Origin of the sequence: Streptomyces formicae (assembly GCF_002556545.1) — a bacterium.
Taxonomy (GTDB): Bacteria; Actinomycetota; Actinomycetes; order Streptomycetales; family Streptomycetaceae; genus Streptomyces; species Streptomyces formicae_A.
Genome location: NZ_CP022685.1, coordinates 9458490 through 9483905, shown reverse-complemented (window position 1 = coordinate 9483905; position 25416 = coordinate 9458490). Strand labels below are relative to the sequence as shown.

Annotated in this window: 27 protein-coding genes; 14 read left to right on the top strand and 13 right to left on the bottom strand. The window is 71.5% G+C overall.

The window, feature by feature from the left end:
- The first annotated feature begins 184 nt into the window (after positions 1-184).
- Together KY5_RS40710 and KY5_RS40705 are read left to right on the top strand one after the other, a co-directional pair.
- A complete protein-coding gene (locus tag KY5_RS40710) occupies positions 185-640 on the top strand; it encodes a nuclear transport factor 2 family protein (protein ID WP_098246900.1) in 456 nt (151 codons plus the stop codon).
- Positions 637-1536, top strand: coding sequence for an NmrA family NAD(P)-binding protein (locus KY5_RS40705; protein ID WP_098246899.1), 900 nt, complete (start codon positions 637-639; stop codon positions 1534-1536). The genes KY5_RS40710 and KY5_RS40705 overlap by 4 nt, the downstream gene beginning before the upstream one ends.
- Positions 1537-1758: 222 nt before the next feature.
- Here the strand turns inward: KY5_RS40705 and KY5_RS40700 are convergent, their stop codons facing one another.
- Positions 1759-2631 carry a GNAT family N-acetyltransferase gene (locus tag KY5_RS40700; protein ID WP_098246898.1) on the bottom strand — a complete coding sequence of 291 codons (873 nt, stop codon included), beginning with the start codon at positions 2629-2631 and terminating at the stop codon, positions 1759-1761.
- A 130-nt stretch (positions 2632-2761) separates the two neighbouring features.
- Between KY5_RS40700 and KY5_RS40695 the strand changes: the two genes are divergently transcribed.
- The gene (locus KY5_RS40695; protein ID WP_234363119.1) at positions 2762-3610 is read left to right on the top strand and encodes an endonuclease/exonuclease/phosphatase family protein; all 849 of its coding nucleotides are present in this window, start codon (positions 2762-2764) and stop codon (positions 3608-3610) included.
- A gap of 41 nt (positions 3611-3651) precedes the next feature.
- Here KY5_RS40695 and KY5_RS40690 read toward each other — a convergent pair whose 3' ends face one another.
- From KY5_RS40690 to KY5_RS40675, 4 genes are all read right to left on the bottom strand, one after another.
- Positions 3652-4494 (bottom strand): phosphotransferase, encoded by an 843-nt coding sequence (locus tag KY5_RS40690; protein WP_098246897.1) that lies wholly within the window; start codon positions 4492-4494, stop codon positions 3652-3654.
- 15 nt (positions 4495-4509) lie between these two features.
- Positions 4510-5655, bottom strand: coding sequence for an FAD-dependent oxidoreductase (locus KY5_RS40685; protein WP_098246896.1), 1146 nt, complete (start codon positions 5653-5655; stop codon positions 4510-4512).
- Between the two features lie 156 nt (positions 5656-5811).
- Positions 5812-6714 (bottom strand): virginiamycin B lyase, encoded by a 903-nt coding sequence (locus tag KY5_RS40680; RefSeq protein WP_098246895.1) that lies wholly within the window; start codon positions 6712-6714, stop codon positions 5812-5814.
- 17 nt (positions 6715-6731) lie between these two features.
- Entirely contained in the window at positions 6732-7154 is a 423-nt protein-coding gene (locus KY5_RS40675) for an Lrp/AsnC family transcriptional regulator (protein WP_234363118.1), read from the bottom strand.
- 156 nt (positions 7155-7310) lie between these two features.
- Here KY5_RS40675 and KY5_RS40670 point away from each other — a divergent pair, with 156 nt between their 5' ends.
- Entirely contained in the window at positions 7311-8291 is a 981-nt protein-coding gene (locus KY5_RS40670; protein ID WP_098246893.1) for an aldo/keto reductase, read from the top strand.
- Positions 8292-8387: 96 nt separating this feature from the next.
- On the opposite strand, the gene KY5_RS40665 is transcribed toward KY5_RS40670, so the two are convergent.
- On the bottom strand, positions 8388-8849 hold the full coding sequence (locus tag KY5_RS40665; protein ID WP_098246892.1) for a VOC family protein: 462 nt from the start codon (positions 8847-8849) through the stop codon (positions 8388-8390).
- Between the two features lie 249 nt (positions 8850-9098).
- On the opposite strand from KY5_RS40665, the gene KY5_RS40660 reads away from it, so the two are divergent.
- The gene (locus KY5_RS40660) at positions 9099-9614 is read left to right on the top strand and encodes a lytic polysaccharide monooxygenase auxiliary activity family 9 protein (protein ID WP_098246891.1); all 516 of its coding nucleotides are present in this window, start codon (positions 9099-9101) and stop codon (positions 9612-9614) included.
- Between the two features lie 100 nt (positions 9615-9714).
- Here the strand turns inward: KY5_RS40660 and KY5_RS40655 are convergent, their stop codons facing one another.
- Positions 9715-10098, bottom strand: a complete 384-nt coding sequence (locus KY5_RS40655; protein ID WP_098246890.1) for a signal peptidase I — start codon at positions 10096-10098, stop codon at positions 9715-9717.
- 270 nt (positions 10099-10368) lie between these two features.
- Between KY5_RS40655 and KY5_RS40650 the strand changes: the two genes are divergently transcribed.
- Positions 10369-10917, top strand: a complete 549-nt coding sequence (locus tag KY5_RS40650) for a DUF1062 domain-containing protein (protein ID WP_098246889.1) — start codon at positions 10369-10371, stop codon at positions 10915-10917.
- A gap of 53 nt (positions 10918-10970) precedes the next feature.
- Here the strand turns inward: KY5_RS40650 and KY5_RS40645 are convergent, their stop codons facing one another.
- The 3 genes from KY5_RS40645 to KY5_RS42055 form a co-directional block, all read right to left on the bottom strand.
- Positions 10971-11204: a helix-turn-helix domain-containing protein gene (locus KY5_RS40645; RefSeq protein ID WP_098246888.1), complete on the bottom strand. Its 234-nt coding sequence runs from the start codon at positions 11202-11204 to the stop codon at positions 10971-10973.
- The gene (locus tag KY5_RS40640) at positions 11204-11758 is read right to left on the bottom strand and encodes a DUF2975 domain-containing protein (protein ID WP_234363117.1); all 555 of its coding nucleotides are present in this window, start codon (positions 11756-11758) and stop codon (positions 11204-11206) included. Before KY5_RS40640 ends, KY5_RS40645 begins: the two co-directional genes overlap by 1 nt.
- 98 nt (positions 11759-11856) lie before the next feature.
- On the bottom strand, positions 11857-12330 hold the full coding sequence (locus KY5_RS42055) for a YcxB family protein (RefSeq protein WP_159072731.1): 474 nt from the start codon (positions 12328-12330) through the stop codon (positions 11857-11859).
- A 305-nt stretch (positions 12331-12635) separates the two neighbouring features.
- Between KY5_RS42055 and KY5_RS40630 the strand changes: the two genes are divergently transcribed.
- The 4 genes from KY5_RS40630 (at position 12636) to KY5_RS40615 (ending at position 16256) form a co-directional block, all read left to right on the top strand.
- On the top strand, positions 12636-13181 hold the full coding sequence (locus KY5_RS40630) for an AAA family ATPase (protein ID WP_159072730.1): 546 nt from the start codon (positions 12636-12638) through the stop codon (positions 13179-13181).
- A 193-nt stretch (positions 13182-13374) separates the two neighbouring features.
- A complete protein-coding gene (locus KY5_RS40625) occupies positions 13375-14325 on the top strand; it encodes an SDR family NAD(P)-dependent oxidoreductase (RefSeq protein ID WP_098246884.1) in 951 nt (316 codons plus the stop codon).
- A gap of 399 nt (positions 14326-14724) precedes the next feature.
- Entirely contained in the window at positions 14725-15471 is a 747-nt protein-coding gene (locus tag KY5_RS40620) for an FG-GAP repeat domain-containing protein (RefSeq protein WP_098246883.1), read from the top strand.
- A gap of 74 nt (positions 15472-15545) precedes the next feature.
- Positions 15546-16256 carry a helix-turn-helix transcriptional regulator gene (locus KY5_RS40615; RefSeq protein ID WP_098246882.1) on the top strand — a complete coding sequence of 237 codons (711 nt, stop codon included), beginning with the start codon at positions 15546-15548 and terminating at the stop codon, positions 16254-16256.
- 53 nt (positions 16257-16309) lie between these two features.
- Here KY5_RS40615 and KY5_RS40610 read toward each other — a convergent pair whose 3' ends face one another.
- Positions 16310-17710 (bottom strand): hydrolase, encoded by a 1401-nt coding sequence (locus KY5_RS40610; protein WP_098246881.1) that lies wholly within the window; start codon positions 17708-17710, stop codon positions 16310-16312.
- Between the two features lie 120 nt (positions 17711-17830).
- Between KY5_RS40610 and KY5_RS40605 the strand changes: the two genes are divergently transcribed.
- Positions 17831-18535 carry a ribonuclease H family protein gene (locus KY5_RS40605; RefSeq protein WP_199843480.1) on the top strand — a complete coding sequence of 235 codons (705 nt, stop codon included), beginning with the start codon at positions 17831-17833 and terminating at the stop codon, positions 18533-18535.
- Positions 18536-18767: 232 nt separating this feature from the next.
- Positions 18768-20846, top strand: a complete 2079-nt coding sequence (locus tag KY5_RS40600; protein ID WP_199843478.1) for a M6 family metalloprotease domain-containing protein — start codon at positions 18768-18770, stop codon at positions 20844-20846.
- Positions 20847-20953: 107 nt separating this feature from the next.
- Here KY5_RS40600 and KY5_RS40595 read toward each other — a convergent pair whose 3' ends face one another.
- A complete protein-coding gene (locus KY5_RS40595; protein WP_418952857.1) occupies positions 20954-21829 on the bottom strand; it encodes a helix-turn-helix transcriptional regulator in 876 nt (291 codons plus the stop codon).
- A gap of 39 nt (positions 21830-21868) precedes the next feature.
- Between KY5_RS40595 and KY5_RS40590 the strand changes: the two genes are divergently transcribed.
- Both KY5_RS40590 and KY5_RS40585 read left to right on the top strand, forming a co-directional pair.
- Positions 21869-22705: an SDR family NAD(P)-dependent oxidoreductase gene (locus tag KY5_RS40590; RefSeq protein WP_098246879.1), complete on the top strand. Its 837-nt coding sequence runs from the start codon at positions 21869-21871 to the stop codon at positions 22703-22705.
- Between the two features lie 70 nt (positions 22706-22775).
- Positions 22776-23627 carry a hypothetical protein gene (locus tag KY5_RS40585; RefSeq protein ID WP_098246878.1) on the top strand — a complete coding sequence of 284 codons (852 nt, stop codon included), beginning with the start codon at positions 22776-22778 and terminating at the stop codon, positions 23625-23627.
- Positions 23628-23634: 7 nt separating this feature from the next.
- Here the strand turns inward: KY5_RS40585 and KY5_RS40580 are convergent, their stop codons facing one another.
- Entirely contained in the window at positions 23635-25374 is a 1740-nt protein-coding gene (locus tag KY5_RS40580; RefSeq protein WP_098246877.1) for a methyltransferase, read from the bottom strand.
- Between the last annotated feature and the right edge of the window lie 42 nt (positions 25375-25416).

Below are 25416 nucleotides of genomic sequence, written 5' to 3'. Positions count from 1 at the left end.
CACATCGAGAGGAAGGGTGGGCGGCTCCGCAGTCTGACCCCCGGGGCAGCGCGGAGCCAGAGATCTCCGTCCGCGCCGCGCCGCTTCACCTGATCGGCCGGGCGACGACATTGCCAAGCGGACCAGCGGTCCGTATCGTTCAAGCGGACCACCGGTCCGGATTTCGCGAGATGAATGAGGCCCCATGTCTGTACCGACTTCGCCACCGACTCCGCCGTCGGTTCCCGCCTCCGCCGAGGACCTCTTCCGCCACAGCCTGCGACTACTCCTGGACAAGGACATCTCCGGCTGGGTCGAACTGTGGGCCGAGGACGGGGTCCTGGAGTTTCCGTTCGCTCCCCCGGGCTGGCCCCGGCGCCTGGACGGCAAGGCGGCCGTCGCCGACTACATGCGCCGGTACCCCGACCACATAGACCTGCACGACTTCCCTGACGTACGGATTCACCGGACCGCCGAACCGGGCACCGTCGTGGTCGAGATGCGTGGCGTCGGCCGCCTGGTGGAGACCGGGGCGCCCTTCGACATGACGTACGTCGCCGTCGTCACCATCCAGGACGGGCTCATCAACTCCTACCGCGACTACTGGAATCCCCTCGCCGTCCTCGAACCCGGCGCCGACTTCACCGGGAGCGCCCGATGAGCACCACCGGCACCACGTTGGTCATCGGCGCCACCGGCGTCACCGGCAGCCGGACCGCGGCGCGGCTGGCCGCCTCAGGCCACCGCGTCCGAGCGGCCAGCCGACGCGCTGCCCCGGTCTCCGGCACCGAGCCGGTCCGCTTCGACTGGTACGACCCCGCCACCCACGCCGCCGCCTTGGACGGGGTCGACCGTGTCTACCTCATTCCGCCCGTGGGCGACGCGGACCCGGCGGCGACGATGCTGCCCTTCCTCCGGCAGGCCCGCGGCACCGGCGTACGCCGCGCGGTGCTGCTCAGTTCCTCCGCCGTCCCCGAGGGCGGTCCCGCGGTGGGCATGGTGCACCGGGCACTGCCCGACGTGTTCGAGCACTGGGCGGTGCTGCGCCCCTCGTGGTTCATGCAGAACTTCACCGGCGCCCACGCGCACGCCCTCAGCATCCGTGAGGAGGGCGCCCTGTGGACCGCGACCGGCGGTGGCCGGATCGGCTTCGTCGACGCCGAGGACATCGCCGCCGTCGCCGTTCACGCCCTCACCGACGAGCAGGCGCCCAACTCCGATCTCGTCCTCACCGGACCGGAGACGCTCAGCTACGACGACATCGCCGCTGTCGTCACCGACGTCACCGGCAGGTCGGTGGAGCACCGCCACCTCTCCCACGAGCAGTTGTGCGACCGGCTCTCGGCGCTGATCCCGACGGAGTTCGCCGTGCTGCTGGCCGACATGGACCGCGCCATCGCCCAGGGCTCCGAGGACCGCACCACCGACACCGTGCGGCGCCTCACGGGACGACCGCCCCGCGCCTTCCGCACCTTCCTCGACCGGGAGCTGCACCGGGAGCCGACACGACGCGAGCCGTCCGCCCGGATCCCCCGTGGCGAACGGCTCGTGTCGTAGGTGTTCAGAGATCTGGATCGGCGGCGGCGACGTAAGCGTCCTGGGCCACTGGACGACACCGACCGGGAGTCGGCGACGGGATTCGAACCCGCGTTGCTCTCTTGAGAGGAGAAGTAGCCGCAGCCTGCGCACCTGAACGATGTTCACCCTAGCCGCGGGGCGCCGGAACGGCGAGCGAATTAAGCCCCGGCGCCGGGCGACCCGTTGTCGGGAGACCCGGCGTCAGGCGTCCCTGCGTCGGTCCCGCACCTCGGGGAGCTTCGTGAACCCCGCTGACGCGTACGTGGCGACGGCGGCGACGTTGCTGCTCGGGGCGTTGACCATCGCGCTCGACGCGCCCATCTCCTGGAGCGCGGCGGCCGCGGCGACGGTGATCGCCCTGCCGTAGCCGTGCCCGCGATGGTCCTGGTGCACGCCCATCGGTTCGAGCACCCCGGGCTTGCCGGGCCCCGCCGACCACACCGTCACCGCCGCCACCGCGCTGTCCTGCTCGTCGTACGCGACCAGGCACCGCGCGTCGGCGTACATCGGCCCGGCCGTCATCGCGTGCCAGCGCTCGTCCGTGAACGCCGGGCTGTTGAACGCCGACCGGTGTACGGCGGTCCGCACGTGCGCCCGCTCCGGCCCCGTCACCTCGATCCGGAGTCCGGCGCCCGGATCGCCCACCGGCTCCGTGAGGTCGCGGTGCAGCGGCGTCCACGGTTCGTCGACGTGCCAGTCGTGCTCGAGCAGCAGGTCGTGGAGGAGCGCGTCCTGCGGCGACTCGACGTAGGCCTCGCCCGCCTTCAACACCCCGCGCTCCGGGCGGGTCAGGTCCTCGGCCAACTGCTGCGCCAGCCCTTCGTCCCGCCGGGCGTCCGGCGCGATGGTCAGCCGCAGCAGATCGGGCCCGTCCAGCATGCCGACGGCGAGGAGCCGCCCGCCGCCGCTCCAGGTCCGCACGGCCGCGGCCGTCGCCTGCGGGCCTGCGCTCCAGAACCAGCCCAGATCACCCGGATGCAACTGAATCGGTGCCCCCTCGTACTGCCACTCCCGCAGCGCGTCCACCACCACGCCCAGCTCGTCGACTCCCGGCACACTCAGCACATTTGACATAGCCCGATCACACATCACCGCACCGGCCCTCCGCATCTGGTTTCTCATCAGGCGCGATTGCGGCACTCCGCCCGCGTGGCCGTCAGCCACGTCCCATAACCTCATGCTGTATCCACCTTGAGGAGGCGGTGTGCTCGGATGGAGCACGCGGTTGTTCGCGGGCGCCGCGGTCGTGGCCGGTCTCGCGCTGGTCGGCCCCAGCGCGCCGAGCGGTGCCGACTCCGCCGGGGCGCTGCCCGCCGAGGCCGTCCGGGACGTCGTGCCGAACCGGGTCATGACGTGGAACATCTGCAACCCCTGCGAGGACGACAACGTCGGCAGGGCCGCGGAGATCGCCTCGTACGCGCCCCAGGTCATCGGTCTGCAAGAGGCGTGCGTACGCGACGTCGAGAGGCTCCGCGACTACCTGGAGAAACTGCACGGGCTGGTCTACCACGTCGAGTACGGGTCGGTGCTGCGGAACTGGGGCCGTTGCGGGGGCTGGCCGTGGCGCCCCGGCGCCTTCGGCCAGGCGATCCTCTCGGCGGCGCCGATGACGGATCGCGTGAACGTCGAGTACCCCGACGGCGGGTCCGAGGACCGCGGGTACATGGCGGTCACGACCACGGTGGGCGGCCGGCCCGTGCGCGTCTTCAACACCCACCTCGCCCAGCGGAGCCAGGAAACGATCCGCGAGGGCCAGACCCGTGTGCTCGCCGCGGCGGTCGCCCGCCACGACCGCGCGATCGTCCTCGGGGACTTCAACGCCGACCCGGCCACGCCCGAACTCGCCAGGATGTGGCGGCTGTCCACGGACAACGGCAGTGCGTGCCGTCCCTCGTCCACGGGCGCGTCGACCGGCACGTGCGAGCCGACCACCGACTGGCAGAGCAGGTTCGACTACGTCTTCCTGCGAGGCTTCACGCCGGTCGAACAGGGCGTGCGGCCCTCCCCGTACTCGGACCACCACTTGGTGCACACCGACGTCGACCCGAAGTGAGCGCCTCGGCGCCTGAGCACCTCGGCGCCTCGGTGCCCGGCTCAGTGCGGAGCCCGCCCGTTCACCACGGCCTCGATCGCCCGCAGGTACCGCTCCCGCTCACCCGCCGAGGACCTGCCCGACGTCCCCGCGAGCCCGCTCTGCGCCACCAGCCTGAAGATCAGGGCGCGGATCAGCAGCTGCTGCCAGTCGGGCGCGTCGCCGGCGCTCGTCACCAGGTGGGGCGGCGGGTCGAACCACAGCAGGCCGTCCACTACCACGACCGCGTCGGCGAACTCCGGAGGCCGCCAGTAGGGCGAGAAGTCGATCACGGCGGGGGCCTCGCCCGCCGCGAACAGCACGTTGCCCGTCAGGTCCCCGTGGATGAGCTGAGGAGTTGCCCGCACCGGGCGCCTCAGCTCTCGCAGGGTCGCGTAGGGCTCGACGAGGTCATCGATGACGTCGACCTCCCGCTCCTCCCACGCGGCCCGGTCGCCCACCGCCCAGGGATGGGTGCGCAGGGCGAGGAAGTCGGGGCGGGGCACGTGCCGCACAGCGGCGTGGAAGGTGCGGCCCGCGTCGAGCACGTCTGACCAGCGCCCCTGAGGTCCGGGCTCACCCGCCAGGAACTCATGGGCGCTCCAGCCCTCCACGGCGCCGCGTCCGTCGACGGCGCGGAGCGGCTTCGGGACGCGGAAGCCACCGTTCGACGCGAGGTGCTCGAACACGGAGGTCGCCCACTCGACCTCGTCGTCGTGCTCGTGCTCGTCGGTGGGCTTGAACACGAACCCGCCGACGCGGACGCTGCGGCCCTGTCCTCCCGCCAGGGGTACGGGCGTGCCCGCCGCCCCGAAGGCGGCGAGCACGGAAGCCGACGGGACGGAACCGCTCGGCCCGCTACTCACTGGTCCTGCTCCTCTTCACTGCTTCTGCCCCTGCCCCTGCTCCTGTCCCGTGAACATGTCGATCAGGCCGTGCGGCGCGTCGTCGCTGAACATGAACCCGTAGAGCTCCGCGCCGTCGACGGCGGCCGCGGCGCTGCGCGGGAACATGTCCCGCTCGTACGCGGCGAGCGCCGTCTCGATGTCGTCGGGGTGCGCGGCGACGGCCTTGGCGAGTTCGGCGCCGTCGAGCATGGCCAGGTTGGCGCCCTCCCCGTTCGGGGCCGCCGCGTGGGCGGCGTCGCCGATCAGGGTCACCCCCGGCACCCGCTCCCAACGGTGCTCCGTCGGCAGCCCGTTGAGGGGGCGCAGGACCGGTGCGGTGTCGCTCTCGGTGAGCAGCGCGAGGAGTTCCGGCGCCCAGCCCTCGAACTCGTCCGCGATCCGCGCGGTGGCCGCGGGGGCGTCGGTGAAGTCGATCGCGGCGAACCACTCCTGCGGCTTGGAGAGCGCCACATAGGTGTGCAGGGTGTCGCCCTTCTCCCGGTGGGCCTGTATGCCCTTGCCCGGCGCGAGCGCGAGCATCGAGCCGCCGCCGACCGCCTTCGCGGCGGCCGGGTGGCGGGTGTCGGCGTGGAACAGGTAGGTCTCGACGAACGACATGCCGGTGTACGCGGGGGTCGCGGCGGACAGCAGCGGCCGGACCCGCGACCATGCGCCGTCGGCGCCGACCAGCAGGTTCGTGGTGACGGTGCCGCCGTCGGCGAAGGTCACCTCGTGGCGCCCCCCGCCGAGCGCGCGGGCGCCGCTGACCTTGTGGCCCCAGCGCACGGTGCCGTCGGGGAGCGAGTCGAGCAGGAGCTGACGCAGTTCCCCGCGCTGCACCTCGGGGCGGCCGCCCGTGCCGTCGTCGGCTTCCTCGAGCAGCACGGTCCCGTCCCTGTCGATGATCCGCATCGCCTCGCGGCCCGCCAGGACGATGGCCTCGAACGCGTCCGTCAGTCCGGCCGCTTCGAGGGCGAGCTGCCCGTTGTAGTCGTGGATGTCGAGCATTCCGCCCTGCATACGTGCCGAAGGCGATGCCTCCGCCTCGTGGACCGTGACCGGGATGCCGTGGACGTGCAGGACGCGGGCCAGGGTCAGCCCGCCGAGTCCGGCACCGATGATCGTGACGTCCGTGCTCATGGTGGTTCCTTACGTGGGGCGCGCCTGCCGGGGGTCTCCGGCAGGCTCTCCCCGGAAAGGTGCCAGCCCTCGCCGACAGGCCGCCGACACCGGAGCGGCGATCCCCGACAGATCGCCGACACCGGGCCCTCGCCGTCCGGGCCCCGTCTCCCGGGGCTACGGCTCCACGCGCGCGACGCTCCCCGTCTCCAGGGCGGCCCAGAGGGCGCCGTCGGGCCCCACCGTGATGCCATGGGGTTCGGACGACGGAGACGGCAGGTCGTACACGGCGATCCGCGCGCTCCCGTCGCTCGCGGTGAGGTGACCGATGCGGTTGGCTCCCCATTCGGTGAACCAGCACTCCCCCGCGGAGGCCGCGACGATCGCGTGGGGCTTGGCGCCTCGGTCGGGCAGCGGGAACTCCTCGATCCCCCCGTCCGTCGAGATCCTGCCGATCTGGCCCGCTCCGATCTCGACGAACCACAGGGCGCCGCCGTCGCTGGTGATGCCCACGGGCCCGGCGCCCGGGGTGGGCAGCGGGTACAGGGTGACGTCGCCTTCGGTGGTGATGCGGCCGATGGCGTTCGCCTGGTTGAGGGTGAACCACAGGGCGCCGTCGGGTCCTGCGACGATGGCCGAGGCGAAGCCGCCCTCGGTGGAAAGGTCGAACTCGGTGACCTCCCCTTGGACAGTGATGCGGCCGATCCGGTCGGTGTTCATCTCCGTGAACCACATCGCGCCGTCCGGGCCCGCCGCGATGCCGTAGGGACCGCTGTCGGGCGAGGGCACGTCGAAGGCTTCCGTCGTGCCGTCGGTGGTGACGCGGCCGATCCGGTGGTCCTGGGACCGGGTGAACCACAGGGCACCGTCGGGCCCTGGCGCGATCACCATGGGGCGGCACGTCGGCGAGTCCAGGGAGTACGCGTCGAGTGCGCCGTCGGTGGTGAGACGCGCGATGTGACCGCTGTGGACGAAGGTCAGCCACAGGGCGCCGTCGGGTCCTGCGGCGATGCCGTAAGGCCCGGCCTCCTCGTCCGCCACGGAGATCTCGGTGATGGTCGGGGCTTTTGCGGGGTGCACACGAACTCCAATGTCGGTTACGGCAGTACAGGACGTGGCGGCACGGGTGTGGAGACGACGAGCGAACTGGTGGTCTGACCGTGCAACAGGAAGCGGTCCAGGACGTGTTCGAGGTCGCTCAGCTCCGGCACGTGCACCTTGAAGAGGAAACAGTCCTCGCCCGAGATGCGGTGACACTCACTCACTTCCGGTGTGCGTGCCGCCAGTTCGACGATGCGGGACATCTGGCCGGGGCCGGGACGCAGCCTGATCCAGGCCGCGACGGGGCGGCCGAGCGCTGCGGGGTCCACGTCGAGGCGGTAGCCGCGGATGACCCCCGTCTCCTCCAGACGCCGGACGCGGTCCCGCACCGTGGGGGCGGAGACGCCGAGTTCCCGGGCCAGCTCCGATGCACCGCGCCGCGAGTCGGCGGCGAGCAGACGCAGCAGGCGTTCGTTCAACTCATCGATGGCCGTTTTCCGTTCTGAAAGCGATCGCTGTCATGGCTTTCCCTTCCGCGGACAAGAAGCGCGTCCTGCCTTCATTCGTCGATGGCTCCGGGCGCTGCCGATTTCTAGGTTAGAGGCATCCAGAACGTCGAGAACAAGGACCTCACCATGCACTACACCCGCTTGGGCACCACCGGCCTCACCGTCTCCCGCGTCTGCCTGGGGATGATGAGCTACGGCGACACCTCCGAACGCTCCTGGCATCTCGACGAGGCGGCCGCGCTGCCGCTCGTGCGGCGTGCGGTCGAGGCGGGTGTCACCTTCTTCGACACCGCCGACGTGTACGACGACGGGGTCAGCGAGGAGGTGACCGGCCGCATGCTGCGCGGGCTCTTCCCCGACCGGGAGGCGTACGTCCTGGCGACGAAGGTCTACTTCCCGATGGGTCCCTCCGCCAACGACCGCGGCCTGTCCAGGAAACACATCATGGCCGCCGTCGACGCCTCCCTGCGCAGGCTGGGCACGGACTACATCGACCTCTACCAGATCCACCGCTGGGACCACGGGACGCCCATCGAGGAGACGATGGAGGCGCTGCACGACGTGGTGCGTGCGGGCAAGGCGCGCTACATCGGGGCATCGGCCATGTACGCCTGGCAGTTCGCGAAGGCGCAGCAGGTCGCGCGCGAGGCGGGGTGGTCGCGGTTCGTGTCGATGCAGAACCACTACAACCTCGTCTACCGAGAGGAGGAGCGGGAGATGCTCCCGCTCTGCGCCGACCAGGGGGTCGGCGTACTGCCCTACAGCCCGCTGGCCCGTGGCCTGTTGGCGGGCGCGCGGGAACGCGGCGGGGTCCGGCACACCGTGCGGGCGGGCGACGACCCGCTGGCGGACGAGATGTACGAGGACGCCGACTTCGACGTGGTCGACGCCGTCCGCGCCCTCGCCGCCGAACGGGGCGTGCCCGCCGCGCGGATCGCCCTGGCGTGGCTCCTCGGCAACCCGGGGGTGACCGCCCCGGTGGTGGGCGCAACGAAGACGGCCCACCTGGAGGACGCGCTCGCGGCGGTCGACCTCGTCCTGAGCGAGAACGAACGCGCGCGAATCGAGGCACCGTATCGCCCACACCGGGTGCTCGGTCACGTCTGACGCCCCCGGCTCGTCACCGCTCGTCTACTCAGGCGGGTACGGCCACACGGGCTCGGCCACCGTCGTCCGTCATGGTCGGAGCCTCCCGACCGGCGCTCACGCCGTGGACTCGTCCTCGCCGCCGAGCTGTTCGGCCAGGGCCACGATGATTCCCTCGAGGCCTCGGAGGTAACAGAGTCGGTAGGAGTTCTCGTACTGCACCACCTCGCCCACGAGTTCGGAGCCCTTCGCGCGCAGGCGGGTCACGGTGGCGTCGATGTCGTCGACGGCGAACATGAGGGAACGCAGGCCCAAGGTGTTCGCCGGGGCGTGCGTCTGCTCGGCGCCGAGTGCTTTCGGGGTGTGGTACTTCGTCAGTTCGAGCCTGCCGTGGCCGTCCGGGGTGCGCATCATCGCGATGTCGGCTCGGACATCCGTGAGCCCGCAGATGCGGTCCACCGACTCTCCCTCGACCTGCGCCTCGCCCTCGGCCACCATCCCCAGTTCGGCGAAGAAGGCGACAGCTGCCTCAAGGTCGTCGACCACGACGCTGACGTGGTCCATCCGCAGGGTCGTCATGGTGGGGCCTCCTTGGTGTGGTGCGGCCATGGTCGCCGCGGCTACCTCTGGGACGGAGCCGACATGCCGTCCTCGACATCCCCTCCACGTTCCCGGGCCTGGCCCGAAACCGACCTTGACCGTGGCTCGCCAAAGTCTATGGTCCAGACTAATCGGCCGCCGCGATCCCCGCGCCGCACCGCTGTCCCCCGTACCACTGCTCACCCCCGCCCCCGCGCTCGACTCCCCCCACGCCGTGAAGGAGTACGCATGGACAAGAAACGGAAGATAGCCGCCGCGATCGGCGCCGGAATGGCGCCCGTCCTCGCCCTCACCCTGCCGACGGGGGCGGCCAGCGCACACGGCTACGTCAACGCCCCGGCCAGCCGCCAGGCGCAGTGCGCCGCCCGCACGGTGGCATGCGGCGAGATCAAGTACGAGCCGCAGAGCGTGGAGGGCCCCAAGGGCCTGCGCAGCTGTAGCGGCGGCAACGCACGGTTCGCGGAGCTCGACGACAACAACAAGGGCTGGAAGGTCAGCGACGTCAGCAGCACGCAGACCTTCACCTGGACGTTCACCGCCCGGCACCGCACCCTGAACTACGAGTACTTCGTCGACGGCACCAAGGTCGCCACCATCGACGGCCACAACCAGCAACCACCGGCCACCGTCTCGCACCAGGTCAACCTGGGCAGCGCCACCGGCAGGCACAAGATCCTCGCCGTGTGGAACATCGGGGACACGTCCAACGCCTTCTACGCGTGCATCGACGTCAACATCCGCTGAGACGCGGCACGTGGCGTACGTGGTCGTGCGCGGTCCTGGTCCGGACACGAGTCCTGGACCGGACACGACCACGGCGCCACAAGGACCCGGCCACCGCCGCTCAGGCAGGCACCTTGTACCCGGGAACCGAAGGCCAACGGACCGTCAGGACGACGGATTCCTCCTCCGCGATCCACGAGTGGTCCACGCCCCTGCCCCACACGACGTAGTCCCCCTGCTGGGCCAGGAGGACGCTGCGTCCGGGCAGTTCCACCCGGAAGCGGCCACTGATCAGGACCAGCAGCGCGACGCGCTCCTCGCCGGTCACCCACTGGGCCCGCTCGTCGCCGGGCGGATGCACGCCCCACTTGATCTCCACGGCCTCGCTGTGCCGCGGATCGGTGACGTCCTTGAAATGCCCCAGGAGCCATCCGCGGTCCAGTGCCGCGTCCTTGCCCGCGTTGCCCACATACACGCTGTCGTCCGCATACCCGCTGTTGTCCACGGTTCCGCAACGTAGCAGCCGGGGACAGCACCACTCACACACGCACCAGCACCGGTCCGGCAGCACAGCAGGGGGGGGCGCCTCGGCGCTCGAAAACCGGTGGCACGGCGTCCCCGCCCGCCCCTACCGTGCTGCCGGACCAGGAAATCCAGGCAAGGACGTGCCGTTGTACACCCTGTGAGACACCCCGAGCGATGAATCGTCGCGCGTCGCGCATGTGCGCCGCGCTCCTTTTTGCTGCGGACTTCTCACTGGGATCGGTGTACTTCTGTGCTCGAAAACTGGGTGGTCATGCCCACCTGCCTGCCACTCGTCCGCCGTCGTTGCCACACCTGCGCGTCCGAGCGCTTCCTGGCCGACGGGAAATTCCGCGTCAACGCCCACCACAAGCTCATCGACGCCTGGCTCCTGGTGCTCTGTGCCTCGTGCGGGGAGACCGCGAAGCTCACGGTCCTGGAGCGCGTGAACGTGCGTTCCGTACGGCCCGAGCTCCTGGACCGGATGCATGACAACGACCCCGCCCTGGCGGCCGAGTTGCTCCAGGATCCGGTACTGCGGCGCCGCAATCGCGTCGCGCTCGACTGGGACGGCGCCTGGCGCCTCGACACCGGCGGAACGGATCACCTGGACCACGAGGTGATCGACGTCTCGGTCCGCTTCGCGGCGCGGATTCCGGTCCGTCCCGTGCGGCTGATCGCCGAGGGCTGCGGTCTTTCACGGGCCGAGGTCGAGAGACTGATCACGGACGGGAAGCTCATCTCGGCGGTCCGGCTGGGCGGCAAGCTCTCCGGCGACTTCACTTTCCTGCTCAAGCGCTGAGCCCTCACGGAGACACGGCCCAGGGCCTGTCCGGCACGTTCGCCGGACAGGCCCTAGGCCGGTCCCGTCGGGTCATGGGTGATCAGGTCGCCCGGCTGGCACTCGAGGACGTCGCAGATCCTCGAGAGGGTCGAGAAGCGGATGGCCTTGGCCCGGCCGTTCTTCAGTACGGACAGGTTGACGACGGTGATGCCGACCTGCGCGGACAGTTCCGTGAGCGTCATGCCGCGCTCCGCGAGGATCCGGTCGAGGTGGATCCGGATCGCATGCAGCTCCTCATCGGGCATCAGATGGTCCCTTCGAGGTCCTCTCGCATCCGCACACCCTGACGCATGATCCTTCCCATGATGACCGCGGCGAGCCCGGCGAAGACGAACTCCATCGACCCGGCGAACGTCGGCCCGGAGCCCACGATCGGCGCCATGCTCCCGACCAGCCAAGAGTGCGACCAGCCTACGACGAGACCGGCGACTGGCATGCCCACGACGACGAACCAGCCCAGGACGGAGAGGCGTCGCGCCACCGTTTCGGTGAACGGTCCCTTCTGGACCACGCCGTCCAGCAGCCGCGAGAAGAGCAGCATCGCGACGGCGGCGAAGAGCAGCCAGGGCAGTGCGCCGCCCAGCTCCGCGGCACGCTGTCCCGTCGAAGGACTGTCCTGGCACAGCCGCGCGGTGCTGCTGGTCGCCTTCACGCCCTCGGCCACCGGCAGGCCCTCCGGTCCCAGCGAGGCGTTGGCCCAGAAGTCCGTCTTCACGCAGATCGCGCCGTCGTCGAGCATGTGCGTGATCGCCTTGCCGGCGAAGGCCAGTCCGCCGAGCAGCGCCAGAAAAAGGGTCACCGAGGCCAGCGCCCTTGTGAGTCGCGTGTTCACTACTTTCCTCCCCATCGATTTTCGATATGCCTCACACTAGGGGACCATATCGATAATCGACAAGTTCACCGCTGCCGCACCGTCGAGGCCCGGTACTCGTGGAGCGTCCGCAGAGTCGCCAGGAACCGCTCGTCCTGCCGGCCGTCGCACAGCGCGCCCGGCAGGACCACCGGGCGGCCACGCGCGAGATGGGCACGGATGACCCACCACGAGGCGCCGCCTCGGCCGGTGCGGCGCTCCTCCTCGATGCGGGTGATCTCGTGCCAGGGGACGAGACGTCGGCTCACCGCCGTGCTGAACCGCATCCCCTCGGGCGTGAGCGTGGTCGTGCCGAACGACCGGTTCAGTACGTAGAAGACGCTCGGCAGCCAGATGGCGGTGAAGACGGTGGTGGCGACGGCGCCGCTGCTGGTCGTGTTCGCGTACGCGCGGGGAAGGACGAACAGCGCCATCGAACCGAGAGCGACCGTCACCACCGCCAGGCCGAGGAGCAGGGAACGCCGCTGACGTCTCGGGAGGGCTATTCGAACCGTTTCCATCGGTTCATGGTAATTCGCGACCCCGGTCACGGATCGCCCTCGCCGCTCAGAACCGCTCGTCTCCCCTTGCCGCGACTTCGCCCCTTGCCGCGGAGCAAGGGGCGAAGGGCGGGCTCACTGCCGAACCCTCCCGGGAAGGCTCGGACGTCCCACTGAGTCACGGAGTTCCCCGATCATGGATGCCGAAACGGGGTGCCTCCCAAGGGGGCCGTGCTCCGGCAGTTCCGTACGTCCTGTGGTCACACCGCGCCGGTAGGGTGACGCGTGTCGGTCGGGACGTCGGCACGAGACACGAGCATGAGCGCGTGCCCAGGAAGGCAAGGGCGGGTTTGTCCACACTGCACGTCATCACCGGCGCCCCCGGTGCCGGAAAGACCACGCTCCTGGACCACTTGAGGCCCTACCCGTTCGGCACCGTCGACTTCGACGAACTGCCGGAGGCCGACGGGCGCTTGCTGGGTATCGACATCACCTCGCCCTCGGCGAGCTCCGTGTGGCCCGACTACAACAGGCTCTGGGTGAAGATCGCGGCGATGATGCTCCGGGCGGGCCGACCCGTGCTGGTCCTGTGTCCCCTCTCCCCCGACGAGTGGGCGAGCGCGGCCGTGGGCGTCGCCGACCCGCCGTCCGTCGCCTGGGCGCGGCTCGACTGCGCCGACGAGGACCGCCGCGCTCGCCTCGCCGCTCGCGGCTGGGAGTCCGACGAGGTGCAGGACGCGATCGAGGACGCGGCGGAGCTCCGGGGCATGGTGGACCGCGCGTTCACCACCACCGGGCGCGGGCCCGCCGAGGTGGCCGAGGACGTCGCGGAGTGGATCTCGCGCGGTGCGGAGCGGCACTCCGCCGCGTGACGCCAGCCGGTTCCGCACCGGGGAGCGGGGTTCGCCGCGGCGCGTATCCACCCGTGCCGTCGGAGAGCTGTCGGCGACGGGCATGACCTGTCGGTGGCCTGTCGGCGGCGGTTGAGACCTTGGACGGGTCGGTGCTCCCCGTGAACGCGCTTCCCGGGGAGCACGCCGCCCCGAGTGCGAGGAGCCCTCCGTCGTGTCATCCGCATCCCCGAGCAGGCCGTGGAACGTGCACCTGCTGCCGTCCGCCGAGGGCAAGGTCTTCCTCATCACCGGGGGCAACGCCGGGATCGGCTACTTCGTCGCGGAGCAGCTCGCCGCCACCGGTGCCGTCGTCGTACTCGGCAGCAGGGACGCCACGAAGGCCGACGCCGCCATGGCCTCGATCCGCTCACGCGTGCCCGGCGCTCGGTTGCGTCGCCTTCCCCTGGACCTCGCCGACCTGTCCTCCCTGACATACGCCGCGGACAGGCTGAACCTCGACCGTCTCGACGCGGTGGTCCACAACGCGGGCGTCGCGCTCGACGATCCGCCGCGCCGGGAGACCCAGGACGGCCACGAGCTGATGTTCGGCACCAACCACCTCGGCCACTTCGCCCTCACCCACTGGCTCGCCCCTCTGCTGTCGGCGGCCCCGGCGGGCCGCGTCGTGACGGTGGGCAGCTTCGCGGCCCGCTCCGAGCGGCTGGACCTGGACGATCTGCAGTCGGCCCGTGACTATCGGCCGGGGCGCACCTACGGCCGTTCGAAACTGGCCCAGATGTCCTTCGGCTTCGCACTCGATCGCCGCCTGCGTGCCACGGGCAGCACGGTGCTCAGTGTGGTGGCGCATCCCGGTGGCGCGCTCGACTCCCTCACCCCCTCCCGCCCGCCGGTCCACGTGACCACCGGCGGCGCACGGCTGCGCGCCCTGCCCGCCGGGCTCATGGTGCAGGGCAAGGAGGCCGGGGCACGCCCCGTCGTACGCGCCGTCCTGGACCCGGAGGTGCGGGGCGGGCAGTTGTGGGGGCCGCGGGTCTTCGGCCTGCGCGGCGCACCACGCCTCGAGCCCGCCCGCGCCCACATGACCGACCCGGACGTCGCCGCCCGCCTGTGGGCCGCGAGCTGTGAACTGGTGGGCGTCGACCCGGCGCTCGGATTCTCGTAGGGGCGGACGTGAGCCGTGATGGCCGCAACGTCCCCCTCGATGTCCTCCTTCCTGCCGCCGCGGCCCTTGAGCCCGCCGCGCGGCCGTCCGACGATCAGGTGGTCGCGCGGCGGGCCGACCCCGTGCCGTCGGTCCGCGCCGGGCCCCGAGAAGAGCGGCGTCCCACCGCCGCGTCCCAGGCATCTCCCATTCGCCCTGGTCAGGGGCCGTTTTCGCGTTCCAGTGTCCCCACCTGCCCGGGATTCCTGGCCATCGGAACACCTCGCGCCGCAGGGTTGAGGAGTGCTCATCCGGGAGATCCCCACGCCCCACGTCCTCAGGGATGTCACCCCCGTTCGAGGCGTGGTGAGGAACCGGTCGCGCAGCACAATCCAGCAGTATCGACATTGGAGTTCGTACATGCTCAGCAAGCGCTCACGGCTGATCGCCGCGCCGGTCGCGGCCGTCGCCCTGACCCTGACCGTCGCCGGGTACCAGGCCAGTGCGGCCGGCTCTTCGGCCTCGGACGACGCGGGACGGTCCGGCAAGGCCGCGCGGGCAGCGGCCCCGTGCCTGGCCGACGCCACCACGCTGGTCGGTGACCTCGACGGTGACGGCCGCCCCGACAAGATCTCGAACCCCGGCCACACCGGCACCAAGATGACGGTCCAGTGGGGCGCGGCGGACGGCTCGTTCGGCGCCAAGAAGGCCGTTCGCGACCTGGTCGGCACGAGGTCGGGCGAGATCACGAGCGCCGCGGTCGCCGACTTCCAGAAGGACGGCAAGCTGGACCTCGTCGTCAACATCGTCAAGCCGTCCGGCGTGGACGACCCCAACTCCGCTCGCGTCGCCCAGTACCGGCCGGGACCGCTCAAGCGCGCCGACCTGAGCTCCGCCTCCGCCCGGAAGCTGGACATCGGCGACAGCAGCGAGGTCAAGCAGCTCCGCGTCGCCAACTACGGCGGCGACGCCTACCCGGACCTCGCGATCCTCACCAACGCGGGTGACGGGGTCTGGGAGCGGTCCGTCCGTCTGTCCAAGGCGAACAGCGGCCCGGGCAAGTTCGACTACGACCTGGACCAGAAGTACGGCGAGACCGGTACCCCGGCCGAGCCGCCGGCCATGCCCACCGATGGCTGGAAGCACTTCTTCACGTCCTGCTCCTGATCACCACCGTGCGCCGCCGGTCCCGCGGGACCGGCGGCGCACGGCCCCCGGCCGGATCCCGAAAGGAAGCTCCCTTGCCCAGCTCGCCCCCGGCCTGCGCAGTCCCGGCACCCACCGAGAACTCCGCCGCCACCGCACCCGCGGCGCCCGCAGCGGCCCACGTACCGACCGCGCACCGGGTGCGGGTCGCCGTCACCGCCCCCGACCCGATCACCCATGAGGGGGTCCTCAGCCAGCTGCGCCGCCATCCGGAGGTGGAGCTGTGCAAGAACTCCGGCCCCGCCACCGTCGCCCTGTTCATCGAGGACACCATCGACGAGGCCGCGCTCACCCGGCTCAGGCGCGCCGTGCGCAGCGAGGGCTCGCGCGCGGTGCTCGTCGCGGGAACCGTCCGCGAGCACGAGCTCCTCGACGTCGTCGAGTGCGGTGTCGGCGCCATCGTCTGGCGCCACGAGGCGACCGCCCAGCGCCTGGTACGGGCGGTGCTCACCGCCGCCAAGGGAGGCGGTGACCTGCCCGCGGACCTGCTGGCCCAGCTCATCTCCCAGGTGCGGCGCCTCCAGAACGACAGCGCCGATCAGCCCGGGTTCCTGGTGAGCTTCACCAAGCGCGAGGTGGACGTGGTGCGCCTGGTGGCCGACGGCTTCGACAACTCGGAGATCGCCCTGAAGCTGTCGTACTCCGAACGCACCGTCAAGAACGTGATGTACGGCCTCACCACCCGGCTGCACCTGCGCAACAGGGCGCACGTGGTGGCGTACGCCCTGCGCGAGGGTTTCATCTGATCACGGGGACGGGCGGGGATCCTGACGGGCGGGAAGCCCGACGGGTGTGGGCCTCAGACGGTGAAACGCACCGCCTCCAGCGGGATGTTCTGCTCCATGGGGCTGCCGCCGTACTTCCAGTTCCCGGCGTCGGTGCACGTCTGCTCCAGCCACTCCCCGCCCTGCAGATGGGCGTCGAGGCACACGGATCCGTCGACGACCTTGAGGGTGTGGCCCTGCAGCACGGGGTCCGACTCCTCGGTGCTGCCGATGACCATGTCCGTCGCGTCGTCCGCCTGCTGCCACTTGTCGCCGTCGCGCCAGCCTTCGACCACGTACGCGCCGGCCCCGGTGACACCGCCCGTGCCGGAGGTCGCGATGTTCAGCGCCTTGATGGGCGTGCCCTTGCCGGTCGTGCCCGCCTCGGCCCCGTCGCAGACGGGGTCCTGCCAGCCTTTGCCCTGGACGAAGGCGCGGTAGCAGATGTGGCGGCCCTCGCTGCGGGAGGCGAGTTCACGCACCGCGGTGGCCGCCGTGCGCTTCTCCTCCTTGGGCTTCTCGTCTCCCCCGCCGCCGCCTCCGCCGCCTCCGGGCTTCTCCTCGCCGCCCTTGTCGGAGTCGTCCTCCTTCTCCTTCTCCTTCTCCTCGGGCGTGGGCGCCGGTTTGCTGGGCGGCGGGGCCTCGCCGTCCGGCTTGAGCTTGCCCGCCTGCTGCGGCAGCTCCCGCGCCGCGGTCTGCAACTGCGGCCGGTGGCTCAGCCAGATGGTGACGAACGCGATCGTCGCGGCGAGGAGAAGGGCGACGATGACGGCCAGCCAGCCCGGCAGGACGCCGCGCTGCACGAAGGTGCCGTTCACGTCGATCGGCTCGGTGCCGGAGCGCCGCACGGACACCGCGTAGGGCTGCTTCTGCTTGGCCCCGAGCCAGATGATCTGCTGGGGCCGCAGTGTCGTGCGGACGAACGCGGCCCGGCCCGGCTCGATCTGGACGTTGCCCGGCTCGATGTCGTACGACAGCTGGTCACCGGTGTCGCCGCCGGTGAGCGACGCGGTGACCGGGGTGTTGCCGAGGTTGTCCACCGCGAGCTGCGGCTTGCCCCGGAACCATCCGCTGACCACCTGCGGCACCAGTTCGGCGCGCACCTCGGTGAAGGGGGTGACGTTGATCGTCCCCTCGGCGACGGTGGCGGCCCCCCGGTGTTCCGTCGGCGTGATCCGCACGGCGTACGGGTGCGGGCCCGCGGTGACGTCCGGCGTACGCGGTGGTGTGCATCTCAGCTCCACCGTGCCGATCGTCCCTGGGTAGAGCCGCAGCTCCGCGGGTTCCACCGTGGTCCATGGGGCGAGTTCGCCGACCGGGTCGATGCGGTACGCGTCGACGACGTCACCGGTGTTGCGCACCCGTAGCCGCACCGTGGTGGTGTCACCGGGGTCGACGGTCGTAGAGGAAGGTTCCAGGGAGGTCCAAAGGCTCACCCGGCAACGTTAGGAGAAGGCGCGCAGCGCGTCAGGAGACTTCCGGGCAGGCTCGTCCGACCGGAAGGGCAGTCGCCGCGTCCGTCCCGAGCACCCTCCGCCGGATGAAATCATCGGGGGATGTCCGACTTGATCATTGCCGCCTGCGACGGAGCGGCCAAGAAGAACCCGGGGCCTGCCGCATGGGCCTGGGTCGTCGCCGACTCCGACGGTACGCCGCAGCGCTGGGAGGCCGGTCCGCTGGGCCACTCGACGAACAACGTGGCGGAGCTGACCGCGCTGGCGGAGCTGTTGGAGGCCACGGATCCCGCGGTCCCGCTGGAGGTCCGCATGGACAGCCAGTACGCGATGAACGCGGTCACCAAGTGGATCGCGTCCTGGAAGCGGAACGGGTGGCTGACCGCGGCGAAGAAGCCGGTCGCCAACAAGGAACTCGTCGTCCGCATCGACGCCCTCCTGCAGAACCGCGCGGTGACCTTCCAGCACGTGGCGGCGCACCAGGTGGACGGCGACCCCCTCAACGCCATCGCCGACGTCGCGGCCAGCGACGCCGCTACGTCGCAGGAGCCCGCGGGCACCGCCCACGGCGCGCTGACGATCCCCGAGCCCCGGCCCGAGCGCATGACGGCCTCCCCCGGCGCCCGCACGGCCCGGACCTCCCGCGCCGGCGCGGGCTCGGCCGGGCGCGCGAAGAAGTCGTCGTCGAGCGCCACGATCAAGGCCAAGTTCCCCGGCCGCTGCCACTGCCAGAAGCCCTACGCCGCCGGTGAGAAGATCGCGAAGAACGCGCACGGCTGGGGCCACGTGGAGTGCCGGGACGCCTGAGCGCGCACCCTGCCGGGCGGCCGTACGAGGCCGCGGAGGCGACTCCTCCTTCCCTGGGCGGGGGGGGCGCCTCCTGCGGCCCGGCGGCACATTTCGGCAACCCCACGTCGCAACCGTCCCAAAAGTGCGTTGACACCCCACGAGCTTCGGCGGAGGGTACGGCTCGAACGGCTTGTCATGTTCTGGCCCACAACCTCCAGGCAAGACACATCCTCCACACATGAGGTGAGCCTTGTTCCTCCGTCGTACGCGAACGCACCGCACCACTGGACCCCGGACCCGCACCCGCTCCCGAGTCCGCGGGTGGACGCTCGTCGCCGCGCTGCTCGGACTCCTCGCCGCCGCCGTCGCCGCGGGCCCCGCCCAGGCGAATCCGCGCGCCGCCGACCGGCCGCACCGGCCGCCGCTCGTCCAGCCGACCGATCCGCAGCGCTGGCAGAACCCCGACGACATGACGTGGGCGGACTACCGCTCCGTCCCCGGCACCGACTGGGCCGATCCCGAACTCGAGCCCACCCGGCGCACCTTCAAGGGCGCCCTGGTCCTCCTGGACTACCCCGACGAGGAGTTCACGGTCAGCAAACCGGCCGGCTCCTCCCTCTTCGGCAACCCGCAGCCCAGCGCGTCGAACGTCCCCCGCGCGCAACTACCCGCCTTCTACCGGGACTTCCTCAACAAGCCGGGCGCCCTCAATCGCGGTCACACCATCAACGAGTACTGGATGGAGGACTCCGGAGGCCGCATCGGGGTCGACCTGACCTCGTTCGGCGTCTACCGCATGCCGTTCAAGTCCTTCCAGTACGGCATCGAGCCCGGCATGAACCCCGGCGCGTGCCCGCAGGGCAGCACCTGCGGCAAGGACATCCGCGCCGACGGCAAGGCCGCCTGGACGGCCGACGTCGGCGGCGGCGAGACCGGGAAGTACGACTTCGTCTTCTTCCTCACCGCCGGGCAGGACGAGTCGTCCGTCTGGCAGGAGTTCGGCCAGATGAAGTTCACCGGCCCACAGGGCGTGCCGACCGCGTGGGGGCCGCCCGCGCCCATCGCCTCCGGTGGCAACGCCGCCAGCACCCGTTACGTGCCGTGGACTTCCTGGGCGGCCGCGGCCCGCATCTGGCCCAACGCCTCGGAGGGCTCGTCCACCCAGGCCGAGAGCTCCGGAATGGCCGTGTACGCCCATGAGCTCAGCCACATCCTGGGCATCGGCGACAACTACAACAACCCGTACGGCACCCCGCTGCGCCGGGCCTACACCGGGATCTGGAGCATGCTCTCGCGCGGCTCGTTCAACGGTCCCGGCGGGCCGCACACCCGCTGGCAGATACCCGCGGCCAACGGTGCCTCGATGGGCTCCCAGCACGTGCTGCGCGACAAGCTGAAGCTCGGCATCGTCGACGAGAAGAACGTGCTGCGCCTGGACCGCGACGCCCTCAAGGACGCGGGGACCGTGGTCGCCCGGGTCACCGCGCGCTCCGCACCGCCCGGCGACAAGGGGCTCAGCGGGGTCAACGTCTCCATGAACCGGGACCTCTCGCCCGCCTGCGATCCGTCGGCCGATCCCCTGTGCGACGGCGGCGGCTACAACAACTACACCGTCGAGGTCGTCGACCGGATGGGCATGGACTCCTTCACGCCCGATCACGGGGTGCTGCTCTCCAAGACCAAGAACCAGGACCGGGCCCCGTTCGCCTGGGTGGTCGACGCGCATCCCGAGGACATCGACATGGTCGACTTCAAGCGCCCCGACGGAACCCTCCAGAAGATCACCATGGGCGACTACCGGCAGCTCAGCGACGCGCTGCTGCACGCGGGGGCCGATTCGGGCAGCGCGTACGAGTACGTCGACAAGGCCAACCGGCTGCACTTCTACGTCCTCGACATCCATCGCGGCCGCTCCGGAGTGCTCTCGTACACCATCGCCGTGAAGTCGCTGGACGGCGCGGGGCAGCAGCTCCGCGGCGTGAAGCTCGGCCGCGGCGAGGCCGAGGGCGACCCCGGACGCCGGGCCGTGTGCACCTTCGACCTCACCAACACCGGACGCCCCGGGGCCCAGAACCCGGACGACCCCGAGAACCTGGACCGGTACCTGTCCTCCGACGTCTACCGCCTTTCGGCCAAGGTCTCGGGGCGCGGCTGGTCCGTCTGGCTCCCCAGTCGGCTCGCCACGGCGAAGGCCCGCGGCTCGGCCGAGGTGGAGGTCGCCGTCAGCGCCGGGCAGAAGGCCGACCGGCACGGCAAGGTCACGCTGACCGCCCGCTCCGAGAGCGACCCGGGCAAGAGCGCGTCGGCGGTCTGCAAGGTCGGGAAGTGAGGTAGCCCGGAGGTGTTTCCCGGGCCCCGGCGCGGGTCGTGACGTCACCGTCACGACCCGTGCCGCCCAGGGGCTCGGCCGCGCGGCTCAAGGACTCGCCCCGCAGGTCAGGCCGGTACGTCCATGCGCTGCGTCCCCACGACGGACAGCAGGCGCAGGGCCTCCTCCGACGGTGAGCCCGGGACCGCGGTGTAGATCACGACCCGCTGGTCCTGGTCGGCGATGTCCAGGACGTCGCAGCGGACGGTGACGTCGCCGACCAAGGGGTGCGCGAAGGTCTTGCACAGGGTGGGCCGGTCGGTCACGTCATGGGCGTCCCACAACTGGTCGAACTCCGCGCTCCCCGCCCGCAGTTCGGCGACCAGGCCGGTCACCTCCGCGTCGTGGGGGTAACGGACGGCGGCGGTGCGCAGCGCCTGGGCCGCGGTCCTGGCGAATTCGTCCGCGTCCGAGACGCCGTAGAGGCGCCGGCCGTCCCCGTGCGGGCCGAGGAAGGCGCGCCTGATGAGGTTGCGGTCCCGGCGCTCCAGGGCGGAGAAGTCCTCCATCAGGGCGGCGGCCAGCGGGTTCCAGGCGATGACCTCGTACGTCGCCGAGAGGACGACCGCCGCGGCCTCGGGGAGTCGCTCCAGCAGGTCGACGATGCTCTGCCGCACCTCACGGGAGGGCCCGGGCGGCGGGGCGGGCGGGGCACCCGCGAGGTGGTGGAGGTGGTCGCGTTCGGCGTCCGAGAGGCGCAGCGCGCGGGCGACCTGTGCGAGGACCTCGCTCGACGGGTGCGGGGCGCGGGCCTGCTCGAGGCGCGCGTAGTACTCGGTCGAGATGAACGCGAGCTGCGCCACTTCCTCGCGGCGCAGGCCGGGGGTGCGGCGGCGCGCCCCCGCGGGCAGCCCCACGTCGGCGGGGGTGATGCGTTCACGCCTGCTGCGCAGGAAGTGACCGAGCTCTTGTCGTACTCGTCGATCCACCCGACCAGTGTCCATGATCGCCTAGGTGCTCAGCCAGGTACTGACGGTGCCTGGATGAGCGGGGCGGTCCGGACCAGGCTCATCGGCATGGACAACAACACCCCGAACACCGCCACCGCCTCCCATCCCTCCCTCGGTCTGCTCGACGGCAAGGTCGCCTTCATCACCGGTGCCGGTCGCGGCATCGGCGCCGCGGCGGCGCGGCTCTTCGCCCGGGAGGGCGCCAAGGTGCTCCTCGCGGCACGCACGGAGCAGCAGCTCAAGGCGGTGACCGAGGAGATCGGGGCGGCGGGCGGCGTCGCGGACCACGTGGTGTGCGACCTGTCGGACGCGGCGAGCGTCCGGGCGGCGGTCGACCGCTGCGTGGAGGTGTACGGCCGTCTCGACGTCGCCTTCAACAACGGCGCCACGGCCCAGGAGCCCGGCCCGATGGACGAGCTCTCCGAGGCCGATTTCGACCACGTCTACGCCGTCAACCTCAAGGGCCCGTGGCTGGCCATGAACGCCGAGATCGCCGCAATCCGGGCGACCGCGAAGCAGGGCGCCATCGTCAACACCTCCAGCATCGGCGGTCTGATGGCCAACCCCCAGCTGCCCGCGTACGGCGCGACGAAGCGCGCGGTGAACAGCCTCACCGCGTCGGCGGCCGCCACGTACGGCCCCGAGGACATCCGCGTCAACGCCATCGCCCCCGGCACCACACTCACCGAGATGCTGCACGCGTGGGACGAGAAGTCCCCCGGCACCATCGACCACCTCAACTCCCGGACCCCGCTGGGCCGCGCCGCCGACCCCGAGGAGATCGCCCAGGCCGCCGCCTGGCTCCTGAGCGACCGTGCTTCCTACGTGACGGGGACGGTGCTGCCGGTCGACGGGGGCATGATCGCCTGAGCGGGACCGGGGCCCGCTCGCCGGTTCGTCGAGTTGCCGTGGACGGCGCGTCGCGTCGACACTGCCCCTCATGAACCGGACGGGCATCACCAGGGCGACGAGAGAACCCCTGCCGGGCGGCGGAGTCGTCCTGGCCGTGCCCGAGGGGGTGCCGGACGTGCCCGCGCTGCGCTTCGAGCGGGAGAGCGAGCGCCGGTGGGTTCTGCGCCAGGGCGAGAGGCCGCTCGTCCTGGCGAGGTCCGAAGGCGAGGGCTGCTGCCGAGAACTGCGGCTGCGCCGTCTGTCGGGGCACCGCTCCCCGCTGCCGCCGCCGTCCGCCGCGTCGATGCGCTCCGGGGCGAACTGGCCTCACCGGTACGCCCGGTGGTTGGAGGAAACGGAGCTCGGACCGCTGCACCGTGGCCGCTGGCGGCTGACCCCGCGTACGGTTTTCGCGCCCGGCATCTGGGACTGCGATCTCGTCAGGGACTGGCCGGATGCGAGCCTCGACCTGCTCTGCGGGGGCGGCTGGCACGGTGTCCTGCCGCTGCGCCCGCTCCTGGCGCCGGACGCCCCACGGGTGAAGTCCTACCGCAAGCACGCTCGCCAGGGCACCCTCGCCCCGGTCCTCTTGTGGTGGGTGTCGTTCCTGGACGGCTGGCTGCTGCTCGACGGCCACGACCGGGCGGCGGCCGCGCTGGCGGAGGGCGCGCCGCCGCCGTGCGTGGAACTGGTCCGCCTACCGGCCGACGACGCCTGGCAGACGACCGCCGCGGAGATCACCGAGGCGCACGAGCAACGCGTGGCACACCTGGCCGCACGCCCCGAGGGCCCGCACACCGCGCGGCAGCGGCAGGCGCTCGACCGGAGCTACGCCGACGTGCTGTCCACGCTGCCGTACGACGCGGACGCCACGCCGATGTTCGCGCTCCCCCGTGCGTGACTGGCGCTCAGAGGGCCGCGCTCGCCCCACCGGCCTTGCGCGCCCGCAGCAGGAATCCGTCCAGGGGCAGCGGCGCGACCGAGCAGAGGCCGAGTCCTGACTCGGCGAGCAACCGCCCGTAGTGCTCCTCGGTGCGCTCCCTGCCGCCCACGTTGCACAGCATGTGCAGGTCCCACGCGGTGGCCAGGGAGGGCCGTCCGTCCTGTGGCAACAGCCTTTCCACGATGAGGAGTTCGGCGCCCTGGGGCATGGCGTCGGCGCAGCGGCGCAGGATCCGCAGGCAGGCGTCGTCGTCCCAGTCGTGCAGGATCCGTGAGAGCAGGTAGACGTCGCCGCCGGGCGGGACCGACTCGGTGAAGTCGCCCGCCACCAGGGTGCAGCGGTCGACGACTCCCGCCTCCGTCAGTCGCGCGCGTGCCGAGTCCAGGACGTGCTCCCGCTCCAGCAGCACTCCGCGCAGATCCGGCCCTGCCGCCAGTACCCGCGCCAGCAGTTCACCGTCGCACCCGCCGACGTCGACGACCAGCCGCGCGCCGGACGCGGCCACCGCCGCCGCGACGGGTCCGAACATCGCGGCGCTCGCGGCCATCGTCCGCTGGAAGAGCACGTCCAGTTCCGGACGCGCGGCGAAGAGCGTGAAGTGACTCTCGCCGTACAGGTACTTGAACGCCTCTTCGCCGGTGCGCACGGCGTGGTCGAGTTCTCCGAAGGAGGCGTAGAAGGGGCCTCCGTAGAGTTCCGCGAGTGGCGCCATGGAGTGCGGGGCGTCCGATCGCAGCACGCTTCCGAGCGGGCCGAGCCGGTACCGGTCGCCGTCCGCCGCGACGACGTCGAGGCTCGCCAGGTACCGCAGGAGCCGTCCGGTTCCGTCGCGGTCCGTGCCGGTCCGCGCCGCCAGTTCGGCCGCGTCCACGGCGGGTTCGGCGCCGGTCGGCAGCGCGTCGGGCAGCCCGAGGCGTACGGCGGTGGCGAGCGCCTGGGTCGTCCAGGCTCCGGTGCACAGCTCAAGGAGCCGCCGCGCCGGGTCCTGGCCCGCAGCTGCCGCCAGATGCGCGGTGAGCGCCTGCCGGTGGTCGCCTCGGGCGTGCAGTTCGAGACGCTCGGCCCCGCTCGCCGTCGAGGCGCCCGTCCCGGTGCGGAAGTAGAGCGCGGTGGCGTCCTCGCGGGCGTTGTAGCCGCCGCCGTCGGGAACCATCGCCCCGCGTTCGACCAGGGTCGTACGGAGTCCGGCCATGATCACGTCGTCGGGCTCGGTCACCTCCAGCGCGAGGTGCGACTCGTGCCGCGCGGCCCGCTCGCGTACGGCCACCGCGTCGAGCCCCGCGCCCGGCGGCGCTTCCAGGACGAAGATCTCCACCGCTCGCTCGGCCGGGGCCACCGCGGGTACGGAAACGGGTCCGGGCACCGGCACCCGGACGATGTCCACGCGCAGGCCCTCCGGCGTGCGCCCGTACCGTTCGGCGAGCCGACGCCGCACGATCACGCTCGGCACCGCCTTCCCCGCGTCCAGGCCACGGTCCCGCAAGGTGGCGCACAGCGTCTCCACCGAAGGGGCGGAGACGAGGACGGCGGCGTGCGTGAGTGCGCAGTGCCGGACCAGGGCCGCCCGCTCGGCGGCGGCAAGACCGGGCATGAGCCGTCTCACCACGTCACCGGTTCGGGCGGTCCTGACGTGCTCGACCGCCTCGTCGATCAGCGCGAGATCAGCGGGATGCACCGGCAGCGCTCGGGCATCGGGACCGGCCATGCGTGTCCCCCTCCCTCTCCCCACCTACCTTCCTCCATCCTG

Coding starts and splice junctions, on each gene's coding strand:
- KY5_RS40595 (WP_418952857.1), bottom strand. CDS start 21,829: ATGGACACTGGTCGGGTGGATCGACGAGTACGACAAGAGCTCGGTCAC.
- KY5_RS40660 (WP_098246891.1), top strand. CDS start 9,099: ATGGACAAGAAACGGAAGATAGCCGCCGCGATCGGCGCCGGAATGGCG.
- KY5_RS40580 (WP_098246877.1), bottom strand. CDS start 25,374: ATGGCCGGTCCCGATGCCCGAGCGCTGCCGGTGCATCCCGCTGATCTC.
- KY5_RS40670 (WP_098246893.1), top strand. CDS start 7,311: ATGCACTACACCCGCTTGGGCACCACCGGCCTCACCGTCTCCCGCGTC.
- KY5_RS40620 (WP_098246883.1), top strand. CDS start 14,725: ATGCTCAGCAAGCGCTCACGGCTGATCGCCGCGCCGGTCGCGGCCGTC.
- KY5_RS40700 (WP_098246898.1), bottom strand. CDS start 2,631: ATGTCAAATGTGCTGAGTGTGCCGGGAGTCGACGAGCTGGGCGTGGTG.
- KY5_RS40685 (WP_098246896.1), bottom strand. CDS start 5,655: ATGAGCACGGACGTCACGATCATCGGTGCCGGACTCGGCGGGCTGACC.
- KY5_RS40705 (WP_098246899.1), top strand. CDS start 637: ATGAGCACCACCGGCACCACGTTGGTCATCGGCGCCACCGGCGTCACC.
- KY5_RS42055 (WP_159072731.1), bottom strand. CDS start 12,330: ATGGAAACGGTTCGAATAGCCCTCCCGAGACGTCAGCGGCGTTCCCTG.
- KY5_RS40590 (WP_098246879.1), top strand. CDS start 21,869: ATGAGCGGGGCGGTCCGGACCAGGCTCATCGGCATGGACAACAACACC.
- KY5_RS40665 (WP_098246892.1), bottom strand. CDS start 8,849: ATGACGACCCTGCGGATGGACCACGTCAGCGTCGTGGTCGACGACCTT.
- KY5_RS40585 (WP_098246878.1), top strand. CDS start 22,776: ATGAACCGGACGGGCATCACCAGGGCGACGAGAGAACCCCTGCCGGGC.
- KY5_RS40645 (WP_098246888.1), bottom strand. CDS start 11,204: ATGCCCGATGAGGAGCTGCATGCGATCCGGATCCACCTCGACCGGATC.
- KY5_RS40710 (WP_098246900.1), top strand. CDS start 185: ATGTCTGTACCGACTTCGCCACCGACTCCGCCGTCGGTTCCCGCCTCC.
- KY5_RS40605 (WP_199843480.1), top strand. CDS start 17,831: ATGTCCGACTTGATCATTGCCGCCTGCGACGGAGCGGCCAAGAAGAAC.